At 39.6% G+C, this 15822-nt stretch carries 12 protein-coding genes and 1 pseudogene; 11 read left to right on the top strand and 2 right to left on the bottom strand.

Annotation, left to right across the window (positions count from 1 at the left end; translation table 11 throughout):
• The 4 genes and pseudogenes from AAG747_RS28935 to AAG747_RS28920 form a co-directional block, all read left to right on the top strand.
• Nucleotides 1-116 (top strand): annotated as a pseudogene (locus AAG747_RS28935) (IS630 family transposase); the annotation flags it as partial.
• Nucleotides 117-432: 316 nt separating this feature from the next.
• Nucleotides 433-594 (top strand): hypothetical protein, encoded by a 162-nt coding sequence (locus AAG747_RS28930; RefSeq protein ID WP_346824755.1) that lies wholly within the window; start codon nucleotides 433-435, stop codon nucleotides 592-594.
• Complete coding sequence (locus AAG747_RS28925; protein WP_346824754.1) at nucleotides 563-1300, top strand: hypothetical protein; 738 nt, start codon at nucleotides 563-565, stop codon at nucleotides 1298-1300. Before AAG747_RS28930 ends, AAG747_RS28925 begins: the two co-directional genes overlap by 32 nt.
• A 140-nt stretch (nucleotides 1301-1440) precedes the next feature.
• Nucleotides 1441-1935: a hypothetical protein gene (locus AAG747_RS28920; RefSeq protein WP_346824753.1), complete on the top strand. Its 495-nt coding sequence runs from the start codon at nucleotides 1441-1443 to the stop codon at nucleotides 1933-1935.
• An 89-nt stretch (nucleotides 1936-2024) separates the two neighbouring features.
• Here the strand turns inward: AAG747_RS28920 and AAG747_RS28915 are convergent, their stop codons facing one another.
• A complete protein-coding gene (locus AAG747_RS28915) occupies nucleotides 2025-4898 on the bottom strand; it encodes a DUF6493 family protein (protein WP_346824752.1) in 2874 nt (957 codons plus the stop codon).
• A gap of 231 nt (nucleotides 4899-5129) precedes the next feature.
• On the bottom strand, nucleotides 5130-8078 hold the full coding sequence (locus tag AAG747_RS28910; protein WP_346824751.1) for a DUF6493 family protein: 2949 nt from the start codon (nucleotides 8076-8078) through the stop codon (nucleotides 5130-5132).
• Between the two features lie 263 nt (nucleotides 8079-8341).
• On the opposite strand from AAG747_RS28910, the gene AAG747_RS28905 reads away from it, so the two are divergent.
• The 7 genes from AAG747_RS28905 to AAG747_RS28875 form a co-directional block, all read left to right on the top strand.
• Nucleotides 8342-8899, top strand: coding sequence for a TetR/AcrR family transcriptional regulator (locus AAG747_RS28905; protein ID WP_346824750.1), 558 nt, complete (start codon nucleotides 8342-8344; stop codon nucleotides 8897-8899).
• Between the two features lie 56 nt (nucleotides 8900-8955).
• Entirely contained in the window at nucleotides 8956-10461 is a 1506-nt protein-coding gene (locus AAG747_RS28900; RefSeq protein ID WP_346824749.1) for a TolC family protein, read from the top strand.
• Between the two features lie 41 nt (nucleotides 10462-10502).
• Nucleotides 10503-11465 carry an HlyD family secretion protein gene (locus AAG747_RS28895; protein WP_346824748.1) on the top strand — a complete coding sequence of 321 codons (963 nt, stop codon included), beginning with the start codon at nucleotides 10503-10505 and terminating at the stop codon, nucleotides 11463-11465.
• 5 nt (nucleotides 11466-11470) lie between these two features.
• Nucleotides 11471-12625, top strand: a complete 1155-nt coding sequence (locus AAG747_RS28890; RefSeq protein ID WP_346824747.1) for an ABC transporter permease — start codon at nucleotides 11471-11473, stop codon at nucleotides 12623-12625.
• A 406-nt stretch (nucleotides 12626-13031) separates the two neighbouring features.
• A complete protein-coding gene (gene tssD / locus AAG747_RS28885; RefSeq protein ID WP_346824746.1) occupies nucleotides 13032-14354 on the top strand; it encodes a type VI secretion system tube protein TssD in 1323 nt (440 codons plus the stop codon).
• 76 nt (nucleotides 14355-14430) lie between these two features.
• Entirely contained in the window at nucleotides 14431-15207 is a 777-nt protein-coding gene (locus tag AAG747_RS28880; protein ID WP_346824745.1) for a hypothetical protein, read from the top strand.
• A 264-nt stretch (nucleotides 15208-15471) separates the two neighbouring features.
• Nucleotides 15472-15822: hypothetical protein (locus tag AAG747_RS28875; protein WP_346824744.1), on the top strand; the 351-nt coding region annotated here is incomplete at its 3' end.

Here is a 15822-nt window from a genome sequence, read left to right as displayed (position 1 = left end):
AGGTGAATGCTTGGCAAAATGACCGCAACAACAAAGAAAGTCGGATAAACTGGCAGTTTACCACCAAGGAATCAAGAGTGAAACTAAAAAGACTTTATCCGTCATTTAATGATTAACATAACAGTAGATTATCCAACACCTTTTGCATCCCTTCGCTCTCAGGCACATTTGGCATTCCCGCAAAGCTTACGCTCAATCCCAAAATGCCAAAAGAGCCTTCAAGCCCGTCCCGCTCCAACGCACAGATTGAAATACAGTTACATATCGAGAAAAATCAAGGCCAGCGTACAACACGGTATATAAAATATTTGGCAGAAAGTGCTAATTTTAAGGGCGGTACATTTAATAAAAATAGCAACGGTTTGATAGGAAATCGCTTTGAAACGCCAAACATTTCATATACCCATCCGTTGTACACCATTTGACCAACCAATGAACACAGAAGAATTTGTAAAGGCATTTTACACCGAAAAACAAAGTGCTTTAAAGGAATATTTGTTGGAAAATCCTAAAAGTGAAGTTGGAAATTTGATTATGTCACTTAATTTAACTGACCAACAAAATGAAAAAAATAATGGACAGTACACTAACTGATACTTTTTACACTATTCTTTTAGGCTTAGACGGTTGCAATCCCATTGGAAATTCTGAACAACAACAATTTACGATTTTAGACGAAAACAAAAATCAGGTTTGCGGAAGAGAACAACTTGGAGAAGTTGAAGCCTTTGCCTATGAATATTTCCATGAAAAAAAACCAATATTGAAAATATTGAACCTAACCAATATAAAAGAAATAGAAGATAAATTGTTGACGAAACATAACCCAAGGATAAACTTTCCAAAACAAATTACTTTTAATTTTCCAGATAATTATAAAAATATAGTTACTAACATAAAGACTACTGAAATATCAGCCGAATGCATTTTATATAATTCCGTGGAATCAATTAATGTAACTAAGGAATTTTCAGATTCAGATTATTGGAATAAAGATTTCAAAATTAAAGAAATAAAAGATTATTGGTTTTTCGGAGCTAATGGACAAGGAGATTTATGGATAATGCACAAGAAGAATAGAATCTATTTTTACGACCACAATAAAGGAGATATATCAGAAGAAAATCTGATTGACTTAAACATAGATTTTGGAAAATGGTTACAGTTTGCGTTTCTTAACAAACAGTTAGAGGAAATCGATTTGAATAACAACTTGACCCAAGAAATAAAGGAAATTTATAAATTGAAACTAAATGAGTTGAGTAGTGTGTTTGCTGAAAACTATCCTTTTGAAATATGAATAAAAGCCAGCAGGTAACAATGTATAACCGCAATTACGGCGGATTCGACTACGTCCGAATCCACTCGGAATTGCTAACGCCTGTGCTAAACAGAAAATAATCGCTAATTTAACCCGTAACTGACGGTTATACGAGACCGTTGGCAAACATACATCTGACTTACCGGGGGATGTCCAAAACACACTATGATACCGTACAAGCCCCTGTGACAGGAGTATTGGAACCGCTTTCGGAACATCCTCAGAAAAATAACCTTTTTATATATGTAAAGGAACAAGAAGTCGCAATTGAGAACTATACAGGGTTTGATAATGCAATTCATGGGTTTTATTATATGAAACGGAAAAGAGGGTTTAAATTTGACTTTTGTTTTCCTCTTCCAGTAGATAATAAAAGACGCCTTGATATTAGTTATGTATTATATGAACTAACTAGCAATGATAGTCTGACATTGGTAGCTAATAAATTAATGGAACAACAATGTTTTCAATACTTGGGAATCGACTGGTTTCCTCCCTACTTGAAACGGGTAGAGGAGATTGAGTACGATAAATTCCGGCTCCCACAAGTAGAGGAAAAGCATTTGAAAGACCCTACTAAGGCCCTCCTTATATACGAAGATGTAGAATACTGAAAGGGGGAAAAAGCAGGGAATAATATTTAGTTTGACACGATCCCTTCAAAAGGAACACGCTTTTGAAGAGATCGCGTTGCTTAATTCAGTCACTTACCGGAGCAAAGCTTTTCAAGAGACAGAATTACTTTTTTCAGGTTATGGGTTTGTTTCCATTGTTGTAGCTTCTGAACAAGTTCCGGCCGGTTCATTGTCAATTGATTGGTTACAACCAATTCCACAAATTGCTCCAATAGTTTTTTCAAGCCTTTCACCGGTTCTTCCGGTAGCTCCAACAGGAAGGCTATCAGCAATTTCTCCAGGGCTTGATTGTGTAAACTTGATACCTGGTAAAGACTTCCACTGAGTAAGTCCGTGAAGCGTTTTAAAGGACCATACTCCTTTTTTATCAACTGCCCGAGCGTAGTGCCCAGCTCTTCGCTTTGGATTTTTTGCTCCCGAACGGATTGAATCCAAACTTCGGCGGCCAAAGACTTGGCTGTTTTATCACTGCACAACATACTGGCAGCAACATAAAGATTGGACACCGGATTGAATTCACCAGGATACATCAGAAGAGTTTCCAATACTTTCTGTGTGCACTTTTTTGCATCTTCTCCCACAAAACTTGAATATTTCAAGTTCTTGGGAAGTAACTCTATCATATATGCTTGCCATGTAAAAGGCACTAATGAGAATAAGCGGGAAATATCATTGACGTACTCATTCCCAACATACAGGTTTGAAAGAAGAAAGCCTTTTTCAGGTCTTTGCAAGACAAAATTATCGAACTTGATATCAGTTTCTTCCCTCCATCGATGTACATCTTGATGAATACATTTCAAGTCCAAATGGATATATTGTATATCTGTTGGCCCATAACTGCTGTACCGGTTTTTTTCAGACCTAATTTCCCAGGGAAAATTTCCTGTAAACAGACTGCGTGGAGTTTGTTGTTCCAAAAAGTCATCAAATTCTTTGAAAACCGTTTCCGGCTCTTTACGAACCCCGGCCATCATCCAAGCTGAGGTTTGGGTAAAAGGCTCTTTTGGAGATTCTTTAGAATTCAAAAGAAATCGTATCAGCGACAATTCTTCCCCGTTCAGTTTTTCTTGGGCCAATTGTAAGGCTTCTTCTTGTTGTTCAAATACTACCCGGGAAATCGCCAACTGCAAATCTATCCCATTGGGAGGTATTTGGGCTTCTTGGTATTTTGCCAAACGTTGTACCAATGCTACCGGAGAAAGCCAAGCGGGTGAATGTGTAGGTGTGGAAAGGATTGGTAATGTATCTCCCGTTTTTAACTTTTCAAAAACTAAAAGTAATTTATATTGAATAATATTAAGACATGGGGAATAACTTTCGTCCAATTGTTTAGTACTCTTCAGTTTAGCATATAAGTACTTCCATTCTTTGATATTTTGTTCGTCCTTTTTTTGATATCTTTTGTGAAGTTTTAAAAGGGGCTGAGTGCCCTCAGGATATTTTTCAATCAAGTACTGCCCGAAATCAACCCAGAAATGTGCCACCAATTCATCCAGATGTCCTTTTGGACTGCGAAAACCGTTCAACACAATTTTGTAGGCCTGCTGAAGAACAGGCTCAAATTTGTTCGCGGTTTCCTCCGTAATATTAGTTTGTAGACGGATCAAGGCAGACAGAAGCTGATCAAAATGTTCAACTTCCTTGCCTTCCATAGACTGGCTGGCCAGAAACAGTAAATCGTCAAAAGTACCGGGTGGTTGAATTTCGTTTGCTTCCGTAAGGAGAGTCAGAGATTCAAACATCTCCGGTTCGCCCATTGTAACAGACATTATTTCGCTCATCTCCTCCGGCATATAAGCTTGTAAGTTTTCTTTACTACTGGAAAGGAGTGTGTCGTAGTATTGCATCAGGTTTTGCTGCAAACGCTCTTCCCCGGGATTCCCATGTTTCAGAATGAATTTTACAGCTTTGTTCTGTAGGGTCTTGTCCGGGTGAATAAATACCGGAGCAACGAACATACAAATTTCACTTGCCTGGTCCGGATATTTTTTAATGAGCTTTTCCAAAAGTGTCAAAGTGGAAGATACTCTCACCTTAATATCCGAAGCGATCAAAAACGGAACCTGCTCCAAAAAAGCTTCCAATTGGAAATCTTTCTCTTCCAATAAGTTTTTGAAAATATCGAAAACGGTCTTGATTGGTTTGGAATGAGGACTCTGAAACACTTGGTTCAATGCCGGTTGCAAGCTCAAAAGTTCCTTTTGGGAAGGTTTGAGATACAGGAAAAGATCTATGAACCAATTCGTCAAATTCTTATTAAAATTGCGGGTCGTGACCAATAAACTTTCTTGCAATAGACGTTGCCGGTCCAGCACCCCTTGTTCCGAATAGTGACACAGGGCCTGTTTCCAAGTCATGCCAATGAGTTTCATTTGCTCTTCCCTATATTCAAGAGAAGAATCTGTTTGGTGAACGGAAGTCTCATAATAGAAAATATACCAAATATGCGTTTGCAAGGTCTCCGGGAATTGGGTGAAATCAATCGCCGAAAAGACAAATATATTGCCATCTGATAAGTCAAGGGCATAACCGGTCATCAGTGAGGCAATCAAAGCTTCATTGGGCTGTAACCATCCTTTTTGAGCGAACCGCATCATTTTTTCATAGTCAAGCCCTTTCGGATCTTGCACGGTAAAGTACTGATCCAACCACTTCGGACAACGCCATTCCAGCACCTCTTCCAATTGAGGATTAAAGATTAACTCCCTGGGTACCATATTTCGAAATTCAGAAAACGTGTAACAGACCAAAGCAGCCATATCCAGAATACGCCTTTGTGTCAGGCTTGCGGACAGTGGTTCGGAATATTTTTTATACAGTTTTTTGACAAAGGGTTTCAAATGTTCCCGTTCTGACGATTCAAGGCTTTTTAAAAAAGGTACAAGCGCCTTTGCATCTTCCTGTTCGATGAGCCGGGTTAATTGGTTTAGTTGGGTCATGTTTATCGTAATTGACAACTACTCTTGTAAAAAGTTTTCATTGAAAAGGCAATTTGTAAACGTTTGACTTTTTAGGTCATATCATTCGCAATAAAATCACACAGAGAGTCCAAAACTTCTCAAAGTGTCCGGAGAAGTTTTGGGCCTGGATCTCAATTTAATAATAGAAACTACCTTGACAAAAGGTATTGGATGATCTATAAATACCGGAAAACATTATATAACGTCTTCTTATGCAAAATACTTTTCAGCAGCTTGAACCGCTTTTTTCAGACTACTGACTTGTTTCCATTGATCAAGTCGTTGGATGAGTACCGGATGGGTAATTGTTGATTGATTACTAGCCACTACTTCCACATATTGTTCCAACAGTTTTTTCAAACCTTTGAGCGGTTCTTCGGTCAGTTCTGATAAGAAAGCCGTGAGCAATTGCTCTAACGCCTGATTGTGTACACTTGAAACTTGATGAAGATTGTCGGTAAGTAAATCAGTGAAACGCTTCAAGGGAGCAAATTCCTTATTCTCCAGTTTACCCAGAATCTCTCCCATTAGTTCGCTAGGGACTTTTTGGGTTTCTACTCCCTGTATCCATACTTCTGCGGCCATCGCCCTGAGGGTTTTATCACCTCCCAACATTGCAGCCGCTACACATAAGCCGGTCAAAGGGCTGAATTCATTGCTGTACTCCAAAAAGCCTTTCAATAGATTCAATACACATGTTTTTGCTTCTTCAGAATAAAAATCCCTACTCATATATTTATCAATGAGCGGAGCCAAAACAGGGTCCAAATGAAAAGGCACTAAAGAAAGAAAGCGGGGGATATCGTTGACTTCGTAGTAGAAATACTCAGGATTAAATTGTAAATTGGAATACAGAAATACCTTAGACGAATCATTCGGAAGCTCCGCTTTCCCAAAACCATTCAACCACTTTTGATTTTCATCCAACCAATTTCTATTTTCTGTTTTCACACTTTTCCAATCCACTTCCAGGACCGTGTAAGTTCTTATTCTATCAATGTATTTTTTCTTTTTAGCATCATATTCTTTGGTGGGATGCTTAAAAAGGTTGGCTTTCCAGGGGTAATTCCCGGTCAAAAAGAGGCGGGGGATTTGTTGTTCCGGAAAAGCCTCAAACTCAGCAAACACTTTTTCCGGAGCTTTGCGAAGTCCTGCCGACATCCAAACCGGAGTTTGGGTAAATGGCCCCTGAGGAGATTCCTCAGCCTTCAAAAGAAATCGCATCAACGATAACCATTCCCCGTCCAGTTTTTCTTCCGCCAATTGCAAGGCCTCTTCCTGTTGTTCGAAGGCAGTCCTTGAGATTGCCAATTGAAAATCTAACGAATCAGGAGAAGCTTCGGCTTCTTGGTATTGCGCCAAGCGCTGTACCAATGCTACCGGAGACAACCAAGCTGGTGCATGCGTAGGCGTGGAAAGTACCGGCAGGGAATCTCCCTTCTTCAATTTAGCCAATGCGGTAAGCAATAAATGCTGAAATACCTGACAAATAGGATCGGAATAAGCCTTTTTCCATTTGGCCAAACCGGTTAATTTCAAGGTATAATGCGACCACTCTTTAACACTTTCTTCTTCCTTTTTTTGGTTCTTCTCGTGAATTTTGGAAATAAAAGAAGTGGCAGCAGGATATTTCTCTACCAACAATTGACCGAAATCCACCCAGAAATACGCCAACATTTCATCCAAATAACTAACCCGGTTGCTCACACCCTTCATCACCGTTTTGTAAGCCCGTTGAAAAGCCGGTTCCCATTTTCCAATCGTTTCTTCCGAAACTTCCGGTTGTAACCGAATCAATGCCGCCGGAAGAACGTCAATAAGATAACTTTCATTTCCATCCAACGCCTGGCTGGTCAGAAACAAAAGGTCTTCAAATGTTTCAGGTAAACAAATTGCGTTTTCTTTAGTAAGTAAAGGCGCTGTTTCGGAAGCGGCTTCTTCTTCCGGGGCAGCCATCGTTTCACCAAGCCCTTCTTGTTGAAAATAACCTTGCAATGCCTCTTTACTGCCAAAAAGCAAAGATTCATAATACTGGTTTAGAATTTCTTGTAATGCTTCGTCTTGCGGATCACCGTATTGCAAGATAAATTTTGTTGCTTTCTTTTGAAGGGCCTCGTCCTGATGCATAAACACTTGAGCCATCAGAGGGCAAATTTCCTTCTGGTATTCAGGATATTTCTTTGCAATTTTCTCCAATATGATTAAGGAAGAAGAGACTATCGATTTGGTTTCCGAAGCGATCAACAGAGCAGCTCCTTCTAAAAAGCTCTCTACTTGGAAACCTTTCACTGTCACTAACTTTTTATAAAACTTCAGTACAGTGTTAACCGGCTTGGTTTGAGGTGCATAAAAAGACTGGTTCAATTCCGTTTGTAAGGACAAAAGCTCTTCCTGGCTGGGTTCCAGATACACCAATAAATCAACGAACCAACCCGTCAGGGTTTTGTTAAAATTCCGGGTAAAAGCCAGGGTACTTTCTTTTAGTAAGCGTTGGCGGTCTAATGTACCTTGCTCCGATAAGTTTTTGAATGTCTGTTTCCAGTTCAACGTTTCCTGAGTCTTTGAAGCTCTCACTTCAATGGAACGATCGCTGTAATTAATAGACGATTCATATTGAAAAAGGTACCAAATATGCTCTTGTAAAGTCTCCGGAAAACGGGTAAGGTTTCTGATAGACACTGTGACTTCATCATCCTCGGTTACTTCTATATCTGAACTGAACATCAGTCGCGCAATCAAAGCTTCTTCAGCGTTTGCCCATCCTTTTCGGATAAATTCTACAAACTGTTCATAGGTAAGGCCACTCCCGTCATGTTCCGTTATAAATTCCGGTAACCAGCCGGGGCAGTACCATTCCAGCAACTCTTCCAAATAAGGGTTATGGGCTATCCGGTTAATATTGGTTTTACTAAACTCCGTAAAACTACAACAGGCCAATAACACTACTTCCATCAATTGGATTTGATTCCAATCGCCCACTCTACTCCAATTCCCATTTTCATTGGTCCATTGTGTATTTTTGCGATACCACTTTCTGGCATAGGGGCTTAACGTACTCCTTTCGCCTTTGTCAAGGCTTTTGAGGAAATTCAATACCCCTTTAAATTTTTTTTGTTTTAAAAGCTGGATTAATTGGTCTTGTTTTGTCATTTCTTCCATTACTAATGAATTAGTGAAACCCCGCTTATCGGCCGGGTTCAGTTGCCAAATGCTAATCAGAAAAGTTTAGGCTTGTTCTTAAGTTTAAAAAATGATAACGGTATATGCTATCCGAACAAATATACAGTATCCTAAAGAAAGTTGATGGCTATGTACTTGCAAATAAAGAAAAGTCAGCTTTTCTTCTCAAAAAAAATCAACAAATAGTTGCACGGTATAGAAATACCGCTTAATATTGCGAGTGACTAATCACTCCGTTTTGTATGCGTAAACAAGAAAAAATATTAGAAGCCACTTTAGAGTTGGTAACCGAATTAGGGTTTCACGGAACGACTACAGCGCTAATTGCTAAAAAAGCCAATGTGGGCTCCGGTACGATTTATCGATACTATGCCAGCAAAGAAGATTTGCTCAATGCATTATTTACCATTGCAAAGGACAAACTAAAACAAAGTATCCTGGCTAATTTTAACAGCCAACTTTCTTCGGAGGATGCATTCCATTTATTAATGAACAATGTCATTGATTTTTATCAATCCAATCCTTTATGGTTCAGCTTTATGGAACAATACCGCTACTCCCCTTTCATCAGCACCGAAACGAAATCGGAGTTGAATGAAGTGATGGCTCCGGTATTGGACTTGTTACAAGGGGCATTGGATAAAGGCGATATCAAAGCCCTTCCACCCAAAATGCTGTTGAGTATGTTTCATGGAGTGATTATAGGCTTGATCAAAGGTTCCAACTCGGGATTTATCGAACTCGACTACAACCACCGGAGAATGGCCATCAGTGTTTGCTGGGACGGTATCAAAAAATGATACCATTTTTTATTGTTTAAAAATGAGTGATTAATCACTCTGTTAATTTTTAAATCATGAAAATTCATAAATTCACTCTCATTCTGTTTTCCATCTTGATGTACCAAGCCGGCTTGGCTCAAAATGTCCTCAGCAGGAAGGAGATGGTTGAGAAGGCACTAGCCAATAGCTATCGGGTAAAGAAGCAAGAACATAAGGTGGAAGAAGCCAAGCTTAGCAAGGAAAAAGTGTGGAACACCTATCTTCCCAAAGTAGGTGTGGATGCGGCATATCTCCGTATGGGCACGGAAGTTACGATAAAACGGGACATTTCGGATATCACCCATCAGTTGCAATCCGGTGCCGGAGAAGCCATGCATGCCATGCAGGGAAATTTTCAGCAATACTTGAAAGATCAAGCCCAGGCCGCAGCAGCAAAAGGGGATTATGCCTTGGCACAAGCCTTACAAAACCCTCAAACACAGGCTTTGTTAGGCGCCACGCAAAACTATTTGACTCAAAGCAGCCAGCAACTCACAGGACTTCTCCCCAATCAGTTAGGCATGGCCCTTCGCGATCAAAACCTCTGGTTTGTAGATGCCCATATAGATATGGTGATCTTTTCAGGCTTACAAGTACCCACCATGGCAAAAGCTGCCCAGGAAAAAATGTATGCGCAAGAAGCTCTGGTAGAAAAAGAGAAGCAAGCTGTTATGATCGAAACACTGATGTACTTTGACAAGCTGGCAGTAATCCGACAATCCGAAGCCGTACTGACGGAAATGCAATCACTATTGCAAGAAAAAAGGAAGTTTGTGGAAAAAGCGATAGAAAACGGACTGGCTACTCAGTTTGATAGAACGAAAATCGGGATTGCGGAAAAGAACATTGAAGCCAACCTGATCAAACTCTCAGGAGGACAGTCGCTGGTACTCTCAAAACTGGAACAACTGACCGGAGTTGAAAAAGAAGCGCTTCAAGCCCTCTCCCCTACCTTGGACCTTTGGCACATTCAAGCGGAAGAAAGCAACCTGCAAAACCGGCCGGAACTAAAGGCTTTAAAACATTCTATCAATGCATTATCGCAAGTGCATAAATCTGAAAAATACAGCTATTTACCGAAAGCCAAGGCCTTTGCACACTTGGCGAAAGGCGGGTCTAACTTGACCGAAATTGATCCGGTATGGTTTGTAGGAGTCGGCTTGAAATGGGAAATATTTGATGGAATGCAGCGAAAAAAAGACATTCAGCACTCAAAATTGCAAGTGGAGAGTATGCAACTCCAAAAAGAAGAAACCGAAAATCTGATCGCCTTGGAGTTTGAAAAAAACTATACGGACTGGCAGGTAAAAACGCAATTGGTACAAGTGGCTGAAGAAAAAGCAAACGAGGCCCATAATGCTTTGACAATAAAGGACAAAGAATTTGAAAATGGGTTAGCCACTACACCCGATCTGATCGAGTCCCAAACAGAATATGAAAAAGCACAATTGGAGCATATTCAACGTCTTTTTGAACAACGGCAATCCACAGCCCAACTACTAAGAGCAATGGGAATACTCAGCTTGGAGCAAATTCAATAGGATCTATCAATCAGCTTTCACTTTTAAAAATAGTATAAATCATGAAAAAGGTAAACCTGCTTTTTTTCGTCTTGCTACTTGGCTTATGGAGTTGTGAAAAACCCGCTCAAGAAATGATGTTAAAAGGAAAATTGAAGCGTGAAGTTATCAATGTAGCTTCAAAAATTCCCGGCCGGATAGAACGGATTCACTTTCAAGAAGGGGAGACCGTGAAAAAAGGGGATACATTGGCCCTGATCCATGCCCCGGAAATCACTGCTAAAATTGAGCAAGCCGAAGGAGCGGTAGCAGCAGCCAAAGCCCAATATGAAATGGTTTTTAAAGGCGCTACCAAAGAGCAGATCGAACAAGTAAATGCCGCCTATGAGGCCGCCAAGGAGCAGTTTGTATTTGCTGAAAAAAGTTATCAGCGCATCAAAAAGATGTTTGAAGAAAAGATGGTGACCGCTCAAAAATACGATGAAGTATATGCCAAATACCTGATGGCTCAAGCGCAGTTGGACGGAACGCAAGCCAAACAAAAAGAAATAGAATCCGGAGTACGGTCCGAAAAACAAAAGATGGCTTTGGGTTCTCTGAAAAGAGCACAAGGCGCCTTAAAAGAAGCACATATTGCCTATAATGAAAGATACCTTTTGGCCCCTGCGGATATGCGATTGACTTCCGTTGCTTTGAAAGAAGGTGAATTGGCATTGCCCGGGTATAATATCTTTATCGGGTATGCACAACAGGCCACGTATTTCCGGTTCACGGTTCCGGAAGCCGAAGTACATCAATATAAAATCGATGAAGTGGCCAAGTTCCATTCTCCCTTTGATTCTTCATTGCAAATACAAGGCAGACTGGTCAGCATTTTAGCGCTTCCTGACTATGCAACCAGAAAAAGCATGAACCCCAACTACGAAGTGGACCAAGCTTTATACGAATTAAAATTCGTTCCGGTATCTCCCGGATTGGCTGATTCAATCATGACCAATATCACCTTCGTAATGCCTAAAAAATAACTCGTATGAAAGCCTTATCGCAATTAATCATCCGTGAGGTCAAAATTTTCAAAGGCAATTCTGTCGCCTGGGCAATTTTTATCGGTGCGCCTATTTTATACGCTTTGTTGGTGGGAGCCGTGTATCAACAATCCACGGTTTCCGATTTGCCGGTTTCCGTGGTAGATTTGGACAATTCCGCACTGAGTCACCAGATTATCGATGCCTTAAACGACAACCCTTATGTAGAAGTCGCCATGGTACGGCAGGGTGAAACACATATACTGGAAGATTTAAAAACCAATGCCGTAGCCGTTGTCAAGATCCCAAAAGGTTTTGAAGGAGATGTTCATCAGAAAAGACACCCTGAAGTTCAAGTGGAAATCAACGGGGCCAATATCCTGACGGCCAATTATTCCAACCTTGGCATCCGCTCGGTATTGGCAACACTCAATGCAGGGATCGAAATCAAAGGGCTCAACAAAAAAGGCATTCCGGTGGAAACGGCCTACCAACAGTTTGAAGCGTTTCAGATCGGCAGCACCCGCTTTTACAATGCAAATTCCAATTACCTGACATTTATGTGGCCGGGAGTGATGGGGACTATTTTACAACAAGTGTTCTTACTCGTCATGGCCTTGACTTTTGCTTTGGAATTTGAAACGGGCCGTTTTCACGAAATGACTCAAATATCAAAAAATCCGTTGCTTTTGTTATTGGCCAAGTCTTTACCTTATTGGCTCATGGGTTTCTTGCTTTGGGGAGGCATTCAGTGGGTATTTTTCCCCATGGTCCGCCTGCCTATGGTCCATAGCCAAGTAGCGCTGTTGGCTTTAACGGCAGTATTTATGTGGGCGCTTACCAATATGGGTGCTTTGGTCAGTTGGTTGCTTCCCAATCAATTAAAAGCCACAGAGGTATTGATGGTGATCGCCACCCCAAGTTTTATCATGAGTGGATTCACTTGGCCTTTGAGTGAAATGCCCAAAGCCATTCAACACATTGCCGAATGCATCCCTTTAACGCATTTCTTATCCGCATTCCGGAAAGTATTGTTTCTTCAAGGTACATATTCCGATATTCAACCGGAATTGTTCAAGTTGGGAATCACGGCAATCATCACAGGCATTATAACACTCATACTCATACAAGTAAAAGTGCGTAAAACAGCAAAGGCATAAATACCAAAGGCTTTTGGATGAAATACTTTCCATCCCCAAAGCCCTCTCCTTTTACACCAGGCCTACAAGTGTAAAAGGAGAGGGCTTTTATTTAGTATACCGGTTGTTTTTCAGAAAATTTGGAAGAGGGAGAATTTCACAACCCATATCGCCGGCCGTTATACCCGGGTGGACTTTGTGCATAACTTACAGAATTTGTATCGATTAGCGACTTTTCGAAGCTTAAAAGTGGGGTTATAGCTGCCTTTATTCAGGTAATCCCTTTCTGAAAAACTAGTAATACCTCAAGGTTAAGTGCTTTTTTGTGTGTATAATCACGTATTACATTGTATTTTTTATACTTATACTCACTAGCAAGGCAACTAACTACTTTTAGTTATTTTTTCAATCGGTAAGACCTTGAATTATGAGCCTGATTGCAAGACTTTATGTTGAGGATAAAGTAGTGAATATCCTTGACTTCAAATTCCGGTTTACCCGCTCGGTAGACGAGCACGGCAAACCGATGGGCAAACCCAACGGGACAATCTTTGATATCACCTTTGAAACCACCTCGGATCAAAGCTTTTTTGCCTGGTCGGTGGGTATGGACATGGTGAAAAAAGTAAAGATTGTCGTTTCCCCGGTCACCCAGGATAGTAAGAGCCGGGTCTTCGAACTCTACGATGTACACTGCGTCTTCTTTAAGAATAATTTCAACGGGGTGAATGGCGAACCCATGACCACCCAAATCAAACTCTCCCCGGCCATCCTCTACGATGGAGGGTATAAAATCCTGGAACACTACTGGAAGGAAACGGATTTGAGCGTGAAGACGGAGCCGACCCCATTAACCGATCCCTACGATAATTTGACCGCCGGAGCCGGAAATATTTTACCACCTGTAATTGAGGACCCAGTTGCTGAAGTTGAAGACTTTGTCAACGAGCCGAATGAACCCACTGGAAATCTCATCATTGTGATTGATGGTAAAGATATGGATAAGGCAAGGGAAGCCTTGATTAATGCAAAACATAATGTCATTTGGAACTATGAATTTGTAGATAATATTGAGGAAGCAATACAAGCTATCATGAATTACCATGGTAAATTCAGAGCTGGAGCTGGAATTGTGAATCTGGTGATTAGGGGACATGGAAATTATTCCTACTTTAATCTTGGATACGAGTATGGAGTACGGGCTAAAAATATTCATAAGTATATAACCAAAGATCCCAAATTAGGCTCTTCAAATATTCGACAAATAAAGGCTCTCAAAAAGATCGCTAGGTTTATGAAAGAAGGTGGAAATCTATATTTTACAAGTTGTCATGCAGGGGACTGTACTGAAAAACCACAAAATGGTTCTATGGGGTTAGCCTTGCATGAGCTTTTTAAGACAGACCCACAAAACCCTACATTTAATATTTTCTTAAATGAAGATCTTTCTTCTCCTGCGTATCCGTTTACAGTAACTATGACTAGTTCAGGAGGTCAAGAGAAAAAAGTAAAACAATATATCCTTAATACTAAACATACAAGAAAACTTGTAAGTCAAATATCTAAATATCGATATAGCAACATATTTATGACATCCCCTCAATATTTTAATTATGGTTGGGTAAAAATTGATGAAGCAGGAAAGTTGATTCATATGGAAGGCAATCCCTATATAAATGGGGACCGGGGAAAACCGATTGAATGGGACAAGAGTTTTAAACAAACAACTAAAAAGGATAGTGATGAATAGATTCTTTTTTTTATTACCGTTTATAACAGGGTTGTTTTATAACCAGGTATTGAAAGCCCAAGAGGGTAACTTGACCATGGAGCAACTCTATACTATTTATAATGAGAAGGTAAAACCTCATGCTCTTAATAAGGAGATAATTACTTATCCTTATCATTTTGATGTTAAAAGCTTTGATTTTGATGCTTTTAAAGCTATTAAAGGGGGATTAGATACTTTAAATTACTATACTCTCTATTTCAAACAGGACAGGTTACAAGAAATTATATATAATAATTGGTATGGGCATAAAGAGAGTTATACATTTGATCTCTTCTTTCCTTGTGAGGGGTATATTTTTGGTATAGCCTTTCTTCATTTGGCAGCGACTCCCCCAAAAGCAGAATTTGCGTTGTACAATCAGGCTTCAGGTTTTTTTGTCTATGATAAGAAGCTCCAAAAAATCTTTTATATTGATATTGCCGCTTACCTAAGTAATCAAACACCCTCTTCTGCCGGTTTAAACATCTATATTTTAGATAACCAATTAAACACCATAGGAAGGATTGGTTTTTTAAAAGGAAGATACCTTCAACATATCACCGTAAAACGAGAAGAAGGAAAGATAAAGGAAACCATAAAAGTTGTATCAGAGCAATGTGGAAAAAAATACCATATTGACCAGTTAACCCTGGAAGATATTTATAATCTATTTATCGATGACCAATGTCCGTATGAAAAGATTAAGTATTTAACAGCAGATGTAAAGAATGATGAGGAATATCTATGGTCCTATCCTTATCCCCCCGGATACAATTACAAAGAGGAATTTTATGACCCCTACTTGCTCGAAGAACCCGATCAAGAACATTAAAAATAACATCAAGCCTGACTACTTAAGTTGGGCTTTTGTTTTTTTACAGGGGTGAGGTGATTGTTTATTAAACTATACCTTTTTAGGTGTACTTACTAAACAAAAGAAAATCTATTGCTATATCGAGGTGAATAGCATTTTTACTTACTTTACGTATTACATTGTAATGGCTATTTTATTGCAAATATGGTGAAGAAAGGAGGCGTAATCATTTAACAAAATGTAGAGCTTTAATAAAAAAAGAGTTTGGGAGAATCTTTATCAATGAAAAAGTATATTCTATTAATCCTGTCTCTATTTAGCTATATATCTGTTTTCTCCCAATCAGATGACAAAGGCATATTAATTAAAGAAGTACTCAACAAAGCAAGAGAAATATCTGATTCAAAGAATTATACCGATCAAAAAATGATCTATGCCGGGAGGTATACTGCCTTTGATTTTTTAAAGATACAACCAACAGGTAAAATCCCTCAGGCTTCTATTCCCAAGGAATATTTTGAAGTGTATAAGGATAAAAAAAATAGAATTACAAAGGTCAAACAGTACAATCAACATTATCACTTCTTAAATAATGACTTTTATTTCCATTACTCAGAGGGAGTAACGTTTATG

The organism is Rapidithrix thailandica (assembly GCF_039710355.1).
Taxonomy (GTDB): domain Bacteria; phylum Bacteroidota; class Bacteroidia; order Cytophagales; family Flammeovirgaceae; genus Rapidithrix; species Rapidithrix thailandica.
This window is presented reverse-complemented; position numbering and strand designations above follow the sequence as displayed.

Coding starts and splice junctions, on each gene's coding strand:
- AAG747_RS28930 (WP_346824755.1), top strand. CDS start 433: ATGAACACAGAAGAATTTGTAAAGGCATTTTACACCGAAAAACAAAGT.
- AAG747_RS28925 (WP_346824754.1), top strand. CDS start 563: ATGAAAAAAATAATGGACAGTACACTAACTGATACTTTTTACACTATT.
- AAG747_RS28915 (WP_346824752.1), bottom strand. CDS start 4,898: ATGACCCAACTAAACCAATTAACCCGGCTCATCGAACAGGAAGATGCA.
- AAG747_RS28910 (WP_346824751.1), bottom strand. CDS start 8,078: ATGGAAGAAATGACAAAACAAGACCAATTAATCCAGCTTTTAAAACAA.
- AAG747_RS28905 (WP_346824750.1), top strand. CDS start 8,342: ATGCGTAAACAAGAAAAAATATTAGAAGCCACTTTAGAGTTGGTAACC.
- AAG747_RS28900 (WP_346824749.1), top strand. CDS start 8,956: ATGAAAATTCATAAATTCACTCTCATTCTGTTTTCCATCTTGATGTAC.
- AAG747_RS28895 (WP_346824748.1), top strand. CDS start 10,503: ATGAAAAAGGTAAACCTGCTTTTTTTCGTCTTGCTACTTGGCTTATGG.
- AAG747_RS28890 (WP_346824747.1), top strand. CDS start 11,471: ATGAAAGCCTTATCGCAATTAATCATCCGTGAGGTCAAAATTTTCAAA.
- tssD (WP_346824746.1), top strand. CDS start 13,032: ATGAGCCTGATTGCAAGACTTTATGTTGAGGATAAAGTAGTGAATATC.
- AAG747_RS28880 (WP_346824745.1), top strand. CDS start 14,431: ATGGAGCAACTCTATACTATTTATAATGAGAAGGTAAAACCTCATGCT.